14 protein-coding genes are annotated in these 14051 nt (G+C 57.8%); 3 read left to right on the top strand and 11 right to left on the bottom strand.

Features of this window, described 5'->3' with window-relative positions; all coding sequences use genetic code 11:
• Nucleotide 1: 1 nt before the first annotated feature.
• Together lpxI and lpxB are read left to right on the top strand one after the other, a co-directional pair.
• Nucleotides 2–784 carry a UDP-2,3-diacylglucosamine diphosphatase LpxI gene (gene lpxI, locus DSM117340_RS07670; protein WP_089890827.1) on the top strand — a complete coding sequence of 261 codons (783 nt, stop codon included), beginning with the start codon at nt 2–4 and terminating at the stop codon, nt 782–784.
• On the top strand, nt 772–1914 hold the full coding sequence (lpxB, locus tag DSM117340_RS07665) for a lipid-A-disaccharide synthase (RefSeq protein WP_089890831.1): 1143 nt from the start codon (nt 772–774) through the stop codon (nt 1912–1914). Before lpxI ends, lpxB begins: the two co-directional genes overlap by 13 nt.
• Here the strand turns inward: lpxB and glp are convergent.
• From glp to DSM117340_RS07640, 5 genes are read right to left on the bottom strand one after another with little or no spacing between them, the layout of a single operon-like run.
• Nucleotides 1911–3083, bottom strand: a complete 1173-nt coding sequence (glp, locus tag DSM117340_RS07660; protein ID WP_089890834.1) for a gephyrin-like molybdotransferase Glp — start codon at nt 3081–3083, stop codon at nt 1911–1913. The genes lpxB and glp overlap by 4 nt on opposite strands.
• On the bottom strand, nt 3080–3556 hold the full coding sequence (gene moaC / locus DSM117340_RS07655; protein WP_089890837.1) for a cyclic pyranopterin monophosphate synthase MoaC: 477 nt from the start codon (nt 3554–3556) through the stop codon (nt 3080–3082). The genes glp and moaC overlap by 4 nt, the downstream gene beginning before the upstream one ends.
• Complete coding sequence (gene trpC / locus DSM117340_RS07650) at nt 3556–4368, bottom strand: indole-3-glycerol phosphate synthase TrpC (protein WP_089890841.1); 813 nt, start codon at nt 4366–4368, stop codon at nt 3556–3558. Before trpC ends, moaC begins: the two co-directional genes overlap by 1 nt.
• Nucleotides 4365–5387 carry an anthranilate phosphoribosyltransferase gene (gene trpD / locus DSM117340_RS07645; protein WP_089890844.1) on the bottom strand — a complete coding sequence of 341 codons (1023 nt, stop codon included), beginning with the start codon at nt 5385–5387 and terminating at the stop codon, nt 4365–4367. Before trpD ends, trpC begins: the two co-directional genes overlap by 4 nt.
• On the bottom strand, nt 5384–5965 hold the full coding sequence (locus DSM117340_RS07640; protein ID WP_089890846.1) for an aminodeoxychorismate/anthranilate synthase component II: 582 nt from the start codon (nt 5963–5965) through the stop codon (nt 5384–5386). Before DSM117340_RS07640 ends, trpD begins: the two co-directional genes overlap by 4 nt.
• A 125-nt stretch (nt 5966–6090) precedes the next feature.
• On the opposite strand from DSM117340_RS07640, the gene DSM117340_RS07635 reads away from it, so the two are divergent.
• Nucleotides 6091–7497 carry a divergent polysaccharide deacetylase family protein gene (locus tag DSM117340_RS07635; protein WP_143037426.1) on the top strand — a complete coding sequence of 469 codons (1407 nt, stop codon included), beginning with the start codon at nt 6091–6093 and terminating at the stop codon, nt 7495–7497.
• 7 nt (nt 7498–7504) lie between these two features.
• Here the strand turns inward: DSM117340_RS07635 and DSM117340_RS07630 are convergent, their stop codons facing one another.
• From DSM117340_RS07630 to DSM117340_RS07605, 6 genes are all read right to left on the bottom strand, one after another.
• A complete protein-coding gene (locus DSM117340_RS07630) occupies nt 7505–8059 on the bottom strand; it encodes a pseudouridine synthase (protein ID WP_089890851.1) in 555 nt (184 codons plus the stop codon).
• 90 nt (nt 8060–8149) lie between these two features.
• Nucleotides 8150–9661 carry an anthranilate synthase component I gene (trpE, locus tag DSM117340_RS07625; RefSeq protein ID WP_089890854.1) on the bottom strand — a complete coding sequence of 504 codons (1512 nt, stop codon included), beginning with the start codon at nt 9659–9661 and terminating at the stop codon, nt 8150–8152.
• A gap of 17 nt (nt 9662–9678) precedes the next feature.
• Nucleotides 9679–11523 (bottom strand): peptidylprolyl isomerase, encoded by a 1845-nt coding sequence (locus tag DSM117340_RS07620; RefSeq protein ID WP_089890857.1) that lies wholly within the window; start codon nt 11521–11523, stop codon nt 9679–9681.
• A gap of 65 nt (nt 11524–11588) precedes the next feature.
• Nucleotides 11589–12764 carry an aminotransferase gene (locus DSM117340_RS07615; protein WP_089890860.1) on the bottom strand — a complete coding sequence of 392 codons (1176 nt, stop codon included), beginning with the start codon at nt 12762–12764 and terminating at the stop codon, nt 11589–11591.
• Nucleotides 12765–12897: 133 nt separating this feature from the next.
• On the bottom strand, nt 12898–13416 hold the full coding sequence (gene gpt, locus DSM117340_RS07610) for a xanthine phosphoribosyltransferase (protein ID WP_089890863.1): 519 nt from the start codon (nt 13414–13416) through the stop codon (nt 12898–12900).
• 21 nt (nt 13417–13437) lie between these two features.
• The gene (locus DSM117340_RS07605) at nt 13438–14049 is read right to left on the bottom strand and encodes a LysE family translocator (RefSeq protein ID WP_089890865.1); all 612 of its coding nucleotides are present in this window, start codon (nt 14047–14049) and stop codon (nt 13438–13440) included.
• Nucleotides 14050–14051: the final 2 nt, after the last annotated feature.

The following is a 14051-nucleotide window of genomic DNA, read 5'->3' as shown; positions in this document are numbered from 1 at the left end:
CATGCTTGCGCTGATCGCAGGGCGCGGGGCGTTGCCCAAGGCGATTGCTGATGCGCAACGCGAGCTGCCTCTCATTTGCGCTTTGGAGGGGTTTGAGCCAGAAGAGCTGGTGGTTGACCTTGTGTTTCGGCTCGAGACTTTGGGTACGTTCTTGGACGCTTTGCATGCGCGGGGTGTCACTCAGGTGTGCTTCTGCGGTGCGATTGATCGGCCGCGGTTGCGGCTCGGCCGACTCGATCTCAAAACGCTGCCGCTTGTTCCGACGTTTTTGCGTGCTCTCAAACTGGGGGACGACGGTGCATTGCGTGCGTTGATCTCCCTTTTTGAGGCCAAAGGGTTTGCTGTATTGGGGGCGGATGCGCTCTTGGCGGGCCTGACGATGGCGGCAGGTGTTGTGACCAGAGCCACGCCACAAGAAGCCCATCAGGGCTTGCCCAAGCTTGGGCGCGAGGTGTTGCTGCGCATGGGGCAGGCGGATCTGGGCCAAGCTTGTGTTTTGCGTGGACAGGATATTTTGGCGCAAGAGGATGTGACGGGCACAGATGCGATGCTTGCGCGCTTTTTGAGTGGCGGTCAGGGCAAGGGTGCCGTTCTTTTCAAGGCCCCAAAACCAAATCAGGACAGGCGTGCAGATTTGCCCACAATTGGGCCAAAGACGGCCGCCGCCGCTGTGACGGCGGGCTTTGACGGGATTATTCTGGAAGCGGATGGTGTTATTGTTCTGGACCAGCCTCAGGTGATTGAGACACTCAATGAAGCGGGGCTGTTTTTATGGCTGGTGTGAGGCGTGTCTTTATCGTTGCAGGGGAAGCGTCTGGAGATAAGCTTGGCAAAGCAGTGATGTGTGGGCTCAAGAGCCTCTTGCCTGACGTTGAATTCGCTGGGGTGGGCGGACCGTTGATGGAGGCCGAGGGGCTTGCGTCTATTTTTCCGATGAACGAGTTGAGTGTAATGGGGTTGGCGGAAGTTTTGCCAAAGTACCGCGCGCTGTTGCGGCGCAAGGACGAGACTGTGACAGCGGCGCTCGCGTTTGAGCCTGATATCTTGCTGACTATCGACAGCCCTGATTTCTGCAAGCGTGTGGCGAAAGACGTGCGGGCGGTCAATCCGTCAATTCGAACGATACATTATGTTGCGCCTTCCGTTTGGGCATGGCGGCCCAAGCGTGCAGCGAAGCTTGCAGAGTTTACCGACAAGGTGCTGACTTTGTTGCCTTTTGAGCCAGAACTTATGCAGGCCGCAGGGATGGAGGCTGAGTTTGTGGGCCACCCTGTTGTGGCGGAGCCTGAGGCCACGGGCGCGGATATTGCAGCATTTCGGGATGCGCATGGTCTTGATGATGCGCCTTTGCTTTTGCTTTTGCCTGGCTCACGGACGGGCGAGGTGAAACGCCTTTCGGCTCGGTTTGGGGACGCGGCGCGAGCGGTTTTGGCCGAGCGGAGCCAGATGCGCGCTGTTGTTGTGGTGGCGGATGCTGTGCAGGGATTTATGGCCGAAAATCGGGATTTGTTTCCGCAAGGCACTGTCTTTTTGTCTCCAAGAGACGCAACTGAGAAGCGTGCAGCTTTTGCCGCTGCTGATGTTGCCCTTGCGGCATCGGGGACTGTTTCATTAGAACTTGCGGCAGCGAAAACGCCAATGGTGATCGGCTATGATATGGCGTGGCTGAGCCGTGTGATCATGGCGCGGATGCTTTTGATCGACACTGTGACGCTTGTGAATCTCGTGAGCGAAACGCGCGCTGTGCCTGAGCGGATTGGCAAAAACTGCACCGCGCAAGCGCTCGCTGAGGCCGTGCTTGATGTTTTACGTGCGCCCGGTGAACAGGCTGCTGCGATGCTTGTGACAATCGAGAGGCTTGGCCGTGGAGGGGAAGACCCGGGTCTACGTGCTGCGAAAGCGCTGCTCAATTAGAGTCTGATATAGTCGACCGTTTCACCGAGTGCGCGCGCGCTGTCATGCGGCGGGCGGATCAGGAGGGCGTTGGCGGAAGCCAAGACCGAGAGAAGCGCGGAATCTTGACGGGATTCGGCGCAGATCTGGCCTTTTGTGACGCGGGCGCGCATGTAGTGCTCGCGCGGACCGTTTGCAGGCAGGGGCTCAGTGAGTGTCGCTGAGAAGCGCTCGGCCGGAGCAGCTTCAAGACCTGTCATGGCCCGCAAGAAGGGCAGCAAGAAGACATGGCCACAAACCATTGCAGAAACCGGATTACCCGGAAGGCCGATCATGACGGAGGCGCCCATTTGGCCTGCCATCAGCGGCTTTCCTGGGCGCATCGCCACTTTGTAAAAGCTTTGGTCCAATCCCATGCTCTCGGCGACATCGGCGACGATATCGTGATCGCCTACGGAGGCGCCCCCAATCGTTACGATGAGGTCAGCACCCTCGCAGAGCGAAAAGACAGTCTCAAGGCTCGAACGATTGTCCCGCGCAATGGGCAGAATGCGTGCCTCTGCGCCATGTGCCTCTAGAAGTGCTTTGAGGCCATAGGTGTTGGAGGCGATGATTTGGCCGTCGGCGGGTGTCTCACCAGGCTGAACAAGCTCGTCGCCTGTCGAGACAAGGGCAACGACGGGTCGTTTGTAAACGCAGAGCTCAGCGTGGTTCATCGATGCGGCCAGCGCGATATCAGAGGGCGTGAGCACGCGCGGCGCTTTCATCTGATCGCCCAAAGAGAAATCTTGCCCTGCGGGTCGAATGTTTGATTTTGATGTGTCTTCGGTCAAAAGAGTGATCAGCTTGCCGCGGCGCTCAACCTCTTCTTGGATCACAACGCAATCGGCTCCTTCAGGCACGGGTGCACCAGTGAAAATGCGCACGGCTTGGCCTGCGCCAACGCGGCCATCAAATCCATGGCCTGCGGCTGCTTCTCCAATGACAACAAATTGCGCGTGCATGTCGGCTTCAACCGAGTTGAGCGCGTATCCGTCCATTGAAGATGCAGGAAATGGGGGCTGTGTGAGCTTTGCAGTGATCGGCGCCGCAAGAACGCGCCCTGCAGCCTCGGTCAGCGGGCAAAGCTCGGTGGCGACGGGACGAGCAAGCGCAAACAGGTGGTCCAGAGCGTCTTCAACAGAAATCATTTTTCTTCATAACGTCCTGATTTGCCGCCATCTTTTAGAACAACACGGGTTGCGCCTATCTCCATGGCCTTGTCGACTGCTTTGACCATATCATAGACCGTGAGCGCGGCCACAGAAACGGCTGTGAGAGCTTCCATCTCGACACCTGTTTGGCCTGTGGTCTTAACTGTGGCTGTGATTTGCACACCCGGGAGACTCTCGTCTGGTTCAAGCGTGAGTGCAACTTTTGTAATAGGTAAGGGGTGACAGAGAGGGATGAGGCGCGCTGTTTCTTTCGCACCCATAATGCCTGCGAGCTGGGCCACGGCGAGAACATCACCTTTTTTGGCACGATTCTCTGTGATCATGGCGAGGGTCTCAGGGGCCATGCGGATATGCCCCTTGGCTGTGGCAACTCGAGAGGTCACAGCTTTGTCGGACACATCGACCATGTGAGCGTTGCCCGTCGCGTCAAAGTGGGTAAGGCCCGACATCAGGCGCCTGCCGCGCTGAACGGATTGGCCAGCAGTGTGCGCGTCGCGACTTCAACATCGTCCTGACGCATCAGGCTTTCGCCGATGAGGAAGCTACGCGCACCGTATCGGGCGATATCGGCGAGATCATCTGGCGTGAAGAGGCCGCTCTCGCAGACGATCATGCGATCTTCGGGGACGCGTTTTGAAAGCTTTCGTGTAACATCAAGTGACGTCTCGAAGGTATTGAGATTGCGATTGTTTATCCCGATCATGCGCGACTTTAGGGCGCTGGCGCGTTCCAGCTCTTCAGCGTCATGGACCTCAAGGAGTGCATCCATGCCCCACTGCGTGGCCGCGTCTTCAAGCTCTTGTGCTTGGGCATCAGAGACAGAGGCCATGATGATCAGAATGCAATCTGCACCCAGAGCGCGGGCTTCTGCGACTTGATAGGTGTCATACATGAAGTCTTTGCGCAGGGCGGGTAGTGAACAGGCGTCGCGGGCCGCTGTGAGAAAGCTTTTGTGCCCTTGAAAACTCGGTGTGTCTGTCAGAACCGAGAGACATGTAGCGCCGCCAGCTTCATAGGCTTGGGCCAGAGAGGCTGGGTCAAAGTCCGCACGGATGAGGCCCTTGGAAGGGCTTGCTTTCTTGATTTCAGCGATGAGGCCATAGCCTGCTTTGCTTGCTTCAAAAAGAGCGTCTGCGAAAGGGCGCACAGGGGAAGCAGCCTCTGCTGAAGCTTCAACGGCCTCAAGAGATTTGGCGGCTTTGTCTGCGGCGATTTCTTCAAGCTTGTAGGCTTTGATTTTGTCTAGAATTGTCGGGCTCATGACGCCTCCGATGTGAATTTGGCAAGGGCGGCGACTTTTTGGGCCGCTGCGCCACTGTCGATGCTTTCGCGCGCCAAAGCGACGCCTGTTGTGAGTGTATCAGCTTTGCCCGCAACGTGAAGGGCAGCAGCGGCATTCAGCAAGACAGCATCACGGTAGGCTGACGCTTCACCCGCGAGCAGAGCGCGGAAGGCTGTGGCATTCTCTGATGGCGTGCCGCCGATGATATCTTCAAAGGTATGCACGGGCAGGCCTGCTTCTTCGGGGTGAAGCTCTTGCTCGGTGATCGTCCCGTCTTCGTTGAGGGCGGCGATCCATGAGACGCCAGTGATGGTGAGCTCATCTGTTCCGTCAGAGCCGTGGACAAGCCATGCACGCTCGCTACCAAGTTGGCCGAGAGTCTCTGCCATTGGACGTATCAGGTCGCGGCTGAAGGCGCCTGTGAGTTGACGTTTGACGCCTGCGGGATTTGTCAGTGGGCCGAGGATATTGAAGATGGTGCGGGTTCCAAGCTCGGCGCGGGCTGGGCCGACATGGGCCATTGCAGGGTGATGCATGGGGGCCATCATGAAGCAGATGCCACAGCTTTGCAGCGCTTTTTCAACAACTTCTGCGCCAATCATGACGTTGATTCCAAGTTCGCCGAGCGCGTCAGCCGCGCCCGATTTTGAGCTTAGATTGCGGTTGCCGTGTTTGGCCACAGGCACGCCAGCGCCTGCCACGACAAAAGCCGTCGCAGTTGAGATGTTGAGCGTGCCCTTTCCATCACCGCCTGTGCCGACAATGTCCATCGCTCCGTCAGGCGCTTTGACAGCGTGGCATTTGGACCGCATCACAGCGGCTGCAGCGGCGAATTCTTCGACCGTTTCGCCACGTGTGCGCAGCGCCATGAGAAAGCCGCCGATCTGGGCGGGCGTGGCCTCGCCATTGAAAAGCTCGGTAAAGGCTGTTTCGGCTTCAGAACGGTTGAGAGGACGCTCGGCTGCGGACCCGATGAGGGGTTTCAGGGTCTGGCTCATGCCGGCTCCTTTGCCATATCAAGAAATGTTTTCAACATCTTATGCCCGTGCTCGGAGCGGATCGACTCAGGGTGAAACTGAACGCCATGGATCGGCAACTCACGGTGTGCGAGCCCCATGATTGTTCCGTCTGAGAGTTCGGCTGTGACCTCAAGGCAGTCTGGGAGGCTCTCACGCTCGACCACAAGAGAATGATAACGTGTCGCCTCAAAGGGGGAGGGCAGGTCCGCAAAGACGCTTTTGCCCTCGTGGTGGATTGTGCCCATTTTTCCATGAACAATTTCGTGGCATCGCACGACTTTGCCGCCGAATGCCTCGCCGATGGTTTGATGGCCCAAACAAACCCCCATGAGCGGGATGCGGGCTTCGCCTGCGGCGCGTGTCAGATCAAGGCATATACCAGCTTGAGCGGGGTCTTTTGGCCCGGGTGACACAAGGATTGCGGACGGCGCAAGCGCGAGCGCTTCGGCCACAGTGAGGGCATCGTTGCGTACAACATGCACATCTGCGCCAAGTTCGCCGCAATAATGCACCAGGTTGTAGGTGAAACTGTCGTAATTATCTATCAGTAGCAGCATCTTGCCATTCGCGGTTAGGAAAGGGCTGGAGGCTCGCCCCAAGGTCGCGGTATACATGTTCAGGGTTAGAGCTGAGCGTCAAGGGGCAGAGGCCCCATGAAGCAGATAAATCAGAGGTGAGTTCAGTGGCACGCGGATTTTTGAGCGGTGTGATAATGGGAACGCTGGTGGCGGGTGTGGGCGCGGGGGCGCTTTCATTGGCTACGGATTTGCCAACAGGTAAGGCGCCTGTCACTGGGGCTGTGGCCCCAGAGGCCACAAAGGTGGCCGAGGCCTTGCCTGCGGCGCTGCCGACAGTGACATCTGAAGAAAGCGCGCCCGTAATGGGGGATACCCCCTCGGCAACAGCGCCAGAGACAGACAGTATGAGCTCCCCAGACACTCAGGCCGCTGCAAAGCCCGAAGCAGGCGTGGCCAGCGCAGATTTGAGTGTGCCAGATGCGGGGGTAGCCCCTGTGGTGAGCTCTATAATGGATGAGCCTGTCGCGGGGCAGAGCGCAATGCAAGCGCCCAAAGCACCTTCGAATGAAAGTAATGTTGCTGTTTCAACGGAGACCGCCGAGCTGCAGCCCGCCGTTGTGCCACAGCCGACAGCAGAGGCTGAGCCGCAGCCTGAGCCTTTGCCAGACGAAGAGCGTGAAGAGATAACGCTGACAATCCCCAGTTTGCCAGAGGATGATGGCATTGGGCGTGCGCCAGTGCCAACGGATGAGGCCTCTCAACCTGTTGAGACGGCGCGGGTGAGTATTGGAACTCCCGCCCGTACATTGGGCGCTGGTTCCTCGAGCCGCTTGCCCACCTTGGGGGCACCTGAAAATGATGCGGTCACCGAGGCCAGCGCGACTGTCGATATCAACGAACTGCCTCCTGTCGAGCGCTTTTCGGCGCCGTTTGTGCCCACAGAGGGCGTGCCGCAAATGGCAATTGTGCTGATTGATGATGGTACCAGCGATATTGGCGTCGAGGCACTTAGCACGTTTCCGTATCCGCTGAGTTTTGCGATTGATACCTCATGGAGTGGTGCTGAAGCCGCAATGAAGACTTACCGTGAGGCTGGATTTGAAGTGCTCGCCATGGTGAGCTTGCCACGGGGCGCACGTGCCTCGGATGTAGAAGTCTCGATGCCTGTTTTGCTTGATAAACTGCCGGAAGCAGTCGCAATCATGGAGACGCCTGATGCAGCTTTGCAGGGCAGTCGTGAGGTAATATCGCAAGTGAGCGAATATCTGGGCGACAGTGGCCACGGAATGCTCTTGTTCCCGAAGGGGCTGAATACGGCGCAGAAAGTTGCGGCCAAGGAAGGCGTTCCTTCTGCAACGGTTTTTCGCGATTTTGACAACAAGGGGCAGAATGCCAGCACCATAAAGCGTTTCTTAAGCCATGCAGCTTTGAAAGCGGAGTCAGAAGGCGGCGTTGTGATGGTTGGGCGGCTGCGCGCAGATACCATTAGCGCACTGTTGCTCTGGGGCTTGCAGGAGCGGGGCGACCGCCTTGAGCTTGTGCCTGTGAGCGTGATGTTAAAAACCCAATAAGACGTTCCTATACGTTTCGCATTGTCCATTCGCCTTGGGCGATGCCCTCTAGGGTATAAGACCCAATGCGAACGCGAATAAGGCGCAAGGTAGGGTGGCCAACATGAGCGGTCATTCGGCGCACCTGACGGTTGCGGCCTTCGCGCAAGGTCAGCTCGATCCACGTATCTGGAATGGCTTTACGCACACGGATCGGCGGGGTGCGTGGCCAGAGCCAGAGCGGTTCCTCGATGCGACGAGCTTCTGCGGGCTTTGTCATGCCGTCTTTGAGCACAATTCCTTGGGCCAGAGCATTGAGGGCTGCGTCATCGGGTGTGCCTTCGACTTGAACGAGGTAGGTTTTGGGTTCTTTGAACTTTGGATTGGAGAGCTTTGCTTGCAACTTGCCATCATCTGTGAGGAGCAAAAGACCTTCGCTGTCACGATCAAGTCGACCCGCAGGATAGACATCTTTTTCACGAATAAAGTCTGAGAGTGTGGCGCGGGGTGACCCTTCGGTGCCTTTGTCTGTGAATTGGCTGAGCACGCCAAAGGGCTTGTTGAAGAGGATGAGGCGGCTCATAGGAAACGGGCGTGGGGCCAGCCCCTCACGCTCCCCGGGATATATTTAGCAAGAGGAAATGCACACAGCCGATAGGTAGACCTAGGCATTTCAGGAATTACCATTGCCTGTAAAGCGGGCCGCATCGGCTGCAGCGCGGCGGATGGCGCCTGATTTGTGCAGCGTTTCCATATACTCGGCCTCTGGGTCGCTGTCATAGACCACGCCGCCGCCTGCTTGGATGTAGAGCGTTTCGTCCTTTACGAGAGCGGTGCGAAGGGCGATGCAGACATCCATATCACCGTTGGCTGCGAAATAGCCGACCCCGCCGCCATAGACCCCCCGTTTTTCGGGCTCAAGTTCGTCGATAATCTCCATGGCGCGTACTTTGGGCGCACCTGAAACTGTGCCCGCGGGTAGGCCCGAGAGCAAAGCTGAAAGAGCATCATGTTCAGGAGCAAGCTCGCCAACAACGTTTGAGACAATATGCATGACATGGCTGTAGCGCTCGATGATAAACTCTTCGGTCGGGCGCACTGTGCCGACTTTGGAGACACGAGCAGTGTCATTGCGACCGAGATCAAGCAGCATAAGGTGCTCAGCGAGCTCTTTTTGGTCGGCAAGGAGGTCAAGCTCAAGCGCTTTGTCTTCTTCGGGGGTTGCGCCGCGGGGACGCGTTCCGGCGATCGGGCGGATTGTCACCTCGTTGCCAAACACACGCACAAGAATTTCGGGCGAAGCACCGACGACCTGAAACCCACCGAAGTTGAAATAGAACATGAAGGGTGAGGGGTTGGTGCGGCGCAGCGAACGGTAGAGCGCGAAGGGGGGCTGACGGAAGGGCTGTGCCCAGCGCTGCGAAGGCACCACTTGGAATATATCGCCTGCTCGAATGTAGTCTTTGGCCTTCTCGACGGCGGCTTTGTAGCCCTCGTGGGTGAAATTGCTTTTTGGTTCAACATCTTCCTGAGCGTCACCAAGATCACGCGCTTGTTGAGGAAGCGCGCGCTCAAGGTCGCGTACAGCGTCCATCACGCGCTCGGCAGCCTGTGCATAGGCGGCGCGTGCAGACAGACCGTCAGAGGTCCAAGCGGGGGATACGACGATCACCTCACCTTTGACGCCATCCAGAACGGCTGTAACTGTCGGGCGCAGGAGGACGGCATCAGGCAGCCCGAGGGTATCTTCGGGGACATTTGGCAGATGCTCGACAAGGCGGATCATATCATATCCGAGGTAGCCAAAGAGGCCAGCCGAAGCGGCGGGCAGGTCTTCGGGCATCTCTATACGACTTTCAGCGAGTAGCGCGCGCAGATTGGCGAGTGGATCGCCAGGCTGCTCTTCAAAGGCGCTTTCATCAAAGCGCGCTTGCCGATTTAGCCTACTTTTAGTGCCATGGCACTGCCAGACGAGATCTGGCTTCATCCCGATGATGGAGTAGCGTCCACGCACCTCGCCGCCTGTTACAGACTCTAGCATAAAGGCGTTCTTGGCGGCGCCTGTGAGCTTGAGCATGAGGGAGACAGGCGTATCTAGATCCGCTGCGAGACGGGTGTAGACCAACTGATTCTGGCCCGCAGAAAAGCCCTGCTCGAAACTTGTGAAAGACGGGGTCAGCTCCACGAGATATGCCTTTTTGTTTAGAACTGGGTGTTCACCGCGTTGATTGCGGCTTCATCCAGTGTGATGGGCATCCGTGACTGAATGTCGGTCACGAACATGTTGTAAATGTCTTGCGCCAAGTCGTTCTCATACTGGCTTTCCAGCAGGCTGCGCGTACTTGCGAGCTCGGGATCAGCGACATCGGGGGCGATAATCATGTCAAGCTGCAGGAGTGCAACGGTATCTGCGCCACGCACAACCGCTGTATCGCCCTGAGCGGCAAGTGCGAAGGCCTCAACCAGAAGAGAGGGGGGGGCATCGGCGAGGAACTCGGCCCGTGTTAGGCCGCTTTCGACGCGCGGCGCTACCTCAAGCGAGGTAAAGGCACGGCCTTCTCCAAGCTCAGCAGCGAGTGCATCAGCTTTGCTCTCAAGAGCGTTCAGAAGACGCAGGCGGCGCTCGTCTTCAATGACCTCGGCACGAACCGCGGACAGCGGCTGTTCGGCAGCGGGCTCTTCAGCGTCAAGGCGCATGGCTATCAGGCCGCCGTCATCCAGCTCGATGATTTCGGGGAAGTCATCTAGTGTGATCCGGTTGGCGGCTTCGCGGAAGGCAGCATAGCCTGCGGGCGTCGCTTCGGCCCGATCATGCCATTCGATCATCCCGAGTTCCATCATGGTTTCGGCGGCGAGTTCTTCCAGCGTTGCGCCAGCGGCAAGAAGGTCTTCGTAAGATTCGCGTTCAGTGTCGATCAGGCGTCGGGCTCGGCTTTGGGCATATTCGTCCCGCAGCTCATCCGCCACATCTTCAAAGCTGGTTTCGACAGCAGACAAAACACCGCTGATCCGGAAGAGAGCAGGGCCAAGGTCTGTTTGGAGCGGTCCGACAACATCGCCTGATGCGGCCGCAAATACAGCATCACCAGCGTCGTTAAGTTCGGCCAAGCTGACGTCACCCATGTCGATGTCATTAAGGGTGAGGCCGCGCTCTGCTACGACATCTTCAAAGCTTGTGCTGCCGGCCGCGATTGCATCTGCTGCGGTCTGGGCGATGTCTTCGGCGGAGAAGACAAGCCGCTCGACAAGGCGCCGCTCTGGACGGTTGAGCTCTGCGGCGCGCTCGTTGAAAAGCTGTTGCAGTGTTGTTTCATCGATTTCAACAGTCTCAATCATTTGCTCTGGCGTGAGCATCGCGAACGTAATTTTGCGCAAGAAAGGTGTTTTGTAATTCGCTGAGTTTTCGCTGTGGAAAGCGACAAGCTCCGCCTCGGTGGCCTCTGGCAGGGGTGCGTCGAGCATGGTCTCGTCGAGGATCGCCCACGTAAAATCACGCTCTTCACCTATGAAGTTGATGATTGTGTCAGCATAGCTGGCTGTGGTCCGAATATTGCTGAAGAGGGCTGTTTGGACAATTCCACGGGCCATTTCTTCGCGTACGATCTCCTCATACTGGCGCTCTGTAAGGCCGATCTGTTGAAGTCTGAAACGGTAGTCATCGCGGTTGAACTGTCCGTCGATGCCTTTGAAGGCGTCTGTTTCAACAATCTGACGGCCGAGACGCTCGTCTCCTACAGAGAGGCCGAGAGCGGCGGTTTCAGCATCCAGCGAGCGCGTGGCAACAAGCTGTGAGAGCACGATTCGATCAAGCTGTTGGGCTTGGGCTTCAGCAAAGCTAAGCGCGTTACCAGAAGCCGAGCTTTGGCCCTGCAACATCTGGCGCAGAGCACGGCTGTAGCTCTGGGTGGTGATCTCTTTGTCTCCGACTGCGCCAACAGTGCGCACTGAGCCGCCAAGGTTGGTTATCCCGAAGCCACCGAGGCCCAAGATGAGCATCGCCATCAGGATCCAGACCAAAGTTTTGGTTGTCTTACCACTCGCGCTCATCACGCTCTCCTCATGCCCAATTCTTGAAGGCAGTGTCTAAGGGTTTGCTCGCGCGGGAGCAAGGCTCAAGCGCGGGTCTTTTCCAGCCTGTCAAACAAGGTTTTGACACCCGCCGCATCCACATTGGCAAAAGCAATGCGTAGTTCTTGCGCGCCTGATGCGTCACCCTTTGGGCGGAACATCGTTCCTGGGAGGCATAAGATGCTTTGTTGGCGTACAAGCTCTTGGGCGAGCGCATCGGAGGCCAGCTCAAAGGGGTGGGCCATATATGCAAAGTAAGCACCAAGGCCGAGAAGATGCCATCCCTGCGCTTCAAGGCGGGGGAACTCTGCCTCAATGGCGGCGCGGCGCGCAAGGATTTCGGCGCGCTCACCCGCGAGCCATTGGCTCAGGTTTTGCATCCCCCAAAGGGCACCACGCTGACCGAGTTGGTTGGGGCAGATCGTGACAGTATCAAGAAACTTCTCAACTTCGCCCAAACGCGCTTTGGACGCAATAATTGCGCCGACGCGGTGGCCTGTGAGGCGATAGGCTTTTGAAAAGGAATAGAGCTGGATCAGTGTGTCCTGCCAGCCGTGCCGCGAGAACAGGTCATGCGGCGCGCCTGTGCGACTGTCAAAGTCACGGTAGGTTTCATCGACAATCAGAGCGAGGCCGTGCTCTTGGGCCAGATCATAGAATGCACCGACAAGCTCTGCGGGATATTCCACGCCAGCAGGATTGTTTGGCGTGACGAGTGCAATTGCGCGGGTGCGCGGCGTGATCAGAGCGCGTGCCGCGTCTGGATCAGGCAAAAGGCCTGAGCCAGCGGGCAGGGCCACTGTGCGCACGCCTGACATATCGAGCCACATCTTGTGATTGAAATACCACGGCGTTGGCAGGATCACCTCGTCGCCTTCGGCGCAGAGTGTGGCTATGGCGGCGGCAAAGGCCTGATTGCAGCCTGATGTGATTGCAACCTCTGCTTCGGCTATTTCGCCATGGTATGCCGCGCGCCACTGCTCGGCGACTTCGGCGCGCAGGGCTGGCAAGCCGAGCGTGGGGCCATAGAGGTGCGCTTCAGGCTCAGTGAGGATCGCTTCTGCCATCGCTTCACGCATAGGCGCGGGCGGGGGCGCGGTTGGGGCTGCTTGGCTGACGTTGATCAGCAGCCGCTCGGGCGGAAACACCACGCCATCTAGCCAGCGTCGTGCTTCCTGCACGGGGGGTGGGAAAGTTGTTGCGGTGCGTGGCTGTGTCATGTGGCGGATCCTGTTGTGATGTGGGAGCCTGCTGCGGGGAGACGTGTCAGGCATAACCCGCTGACAAATCTGAGTATTTTCTGCGTTTGAATAGCCCCCGCGGTGTGTCCCGCAGGGGCGGAAAAGTCAGGTGTTAGTCTTTGCCGCGGTAGGGTTCAACATATTGCAGCGCCATATCCCAAGGGAAAAAGATCCATGTGTCTTGGCTGACGCCTGTGATAAAGGTGTCGGCCTGTTTTTCGCCTTCGGGCTTGGCGTAAACGCAGGCAAAGTGAGCGTTGGGGTAAAGTGAGCGCACAAGCTCGAGTGTTTTGCCGCTGTCCACGAGATCGTCCACAACAAGGATGCCAGTGCCGTCGCCCATCAGGCTGGCTTCTGGCGCTTTGAGGACTTCGGCTTCGCGGCGCTGGTCGGCTTTGCCGCCGCCAGAGTGATAGGATTTGACCGAGATTGTATCAACTGTACGGATGTCCAGTTCGCGCGCGACGATCATGGCAGGGGCCATGCCGCCACGTGTGACGGCGACAACAGCGCGCCATTGGCCGTCATCAGGACCTTTGCCGTCTAGCCGCCATGCGAGCGCGCGGCTGTCGCGGTGAATCTGGTCCCAAGAGATGTGAAAACCTTTTTCGTGGGGCAGGCGGTCTGTCATTGTGGCGATTCCTTTATGGATTTATTTGGAAAAGATGAGGCGCAGCGCGAGAGCGCCTAGAATGAGGGCTGCCACACGGTCAAACATAGGCTTGAGGCGCAGATATCCTGCGCGAGCGGCTGATGTGGACAGCGCGATGGCAAAGAGGGTGTAGACGGTCCACTCGATGAGCAAATGATTGAGCGCAATGCTGGCTTTTGCTGCGAGGCTCATGTCTTGTGGGAAGATGACCAAGAGCACGGCAGAAGCGAATATCACAGATTTCGGATTGCCCATGTTTACGGCAAAGCCCGTGAAAAAGGCTCGACGCAGCTTTGGCGCATCGGCGGAAGAAGGTGGCAAAGGCTTAGAGGCGTCTTTCCACATGCCATAGGCAATATAGAGCAAGTAGAGCGCCCCGCCCGTTTTGAGCAGTGCATAAGCCCATGGAAAGAGCTGAAAGACACCCTCAAGGCCCAAGAGAGCGAGACCTGTCCAAAGAGCAGCCATCGTGCCGAGGCCGAGTCCTGTGATAATGCCTGCCATGCGGCCTGATGTGAGCGTGGTTTTAAGAGCCAAAAGGAGGGCTGGGCCAGGGCTGGCCATAGAGGCCAGGAGCGTCAAATTGAACGCGATGATGTGGCCCAGCTCCATGG

The organism is Lentibacter algarum (assembly GCF_040580765.1).
GTDB lineage: Bacteria > Pseudomonadota > Alphaproteobacteria > Rhodobacterales > Rhodobacteraceae > Lentibacter > Lentibacter algarum.
Note: the sequence above shows the minus strand (reverse complement) of the source record. Positions and strands in the feature narration are given on the sequence as shown.

Bases quoted from the DNA above. Each gene is read 5' to 3' on its own strand.
- DSM117340_RS07640 (WP_089890846.1), bottom strand. From the start codon at position 5,965: ATGCTGCTACTGATAGATAATTACGACAGTTTCACCTACAACCTGGTG.
- trpC (WP_089890841.1), bottom strand. From the start codon at position 4,368: ATGAGCCCGACAATTCTAGACAAAATCAAAGCCTACAAGCTTGAAGAA.
- lpxI (WP_089890827.1), top strand. From the start codon at position 2: ATGCTTGCGCTGATCGCAGGGCGCGGGGCGTTGCCCAAGGCGATTGCT.
- DSM117340_RS07620 (WP_089890857.1), bottom strand. From the start codon at position 11,523: ATGAGCGCGAGTGGTAAGACAACCAAAACTTTGGTCTGGATCCTGATG.
- trpD (WP_089890844.1), bottom strand. From the start codon at position 5,387: ATGAGCCAGACCCTGAAACCCCTCATCGGGTCCGCAGCCGAGCGTCCT.
- DSM117340_RS07630 (WP_089890851.1), bottom strand. From the start codon at position 8,059: ATGAGCCGCCTCATCCTCTTCAACAAGCCCTTTGGCGTGCTCAGCCAA.
- moaC (WP_089890837.1), bottom strand. From the start codon at position 3,556: ATGTCGGGCCTTACCCACTTTGACGCGACGGGCAACGCTCACATGGTC.
- glp (WP_089890834.1), bottom strand. From the start codon at position 3,083: ATGATTTCTGTTGAAGACGCTCTGGACCACCTGTTTGCGCTTGCTCGT.
- DSM117340_RS07605 (WP_089890865.1), bottom strand. From the start codon at position 14,049: ATGGAGCTGGGCCACATCATCGCGTTCAATTTGACGCTCCTGGCCTCT.
- gpt (WP_089890863.1), bottom strand. From the start codon at position 13,416: ATGACAGACCGCCTGCCCCACGAAAAAGGTTTTCACATCTCTTGGGAC.
- DSM117340_RS07615 (WP_089890860.1), bottom strand. From the start codon at position 12,764: ATGACACAGCCACGCACCGCAACAACTTTCCCACCCCCCGTGCAGGAA.
- lpxB (WP_089890831.1), top strand. From the start codon at position 772: ATGGCTGGTGTGAGGCGTGTCTTTATCGTTGCAGGGGAAGCGTCTGGA.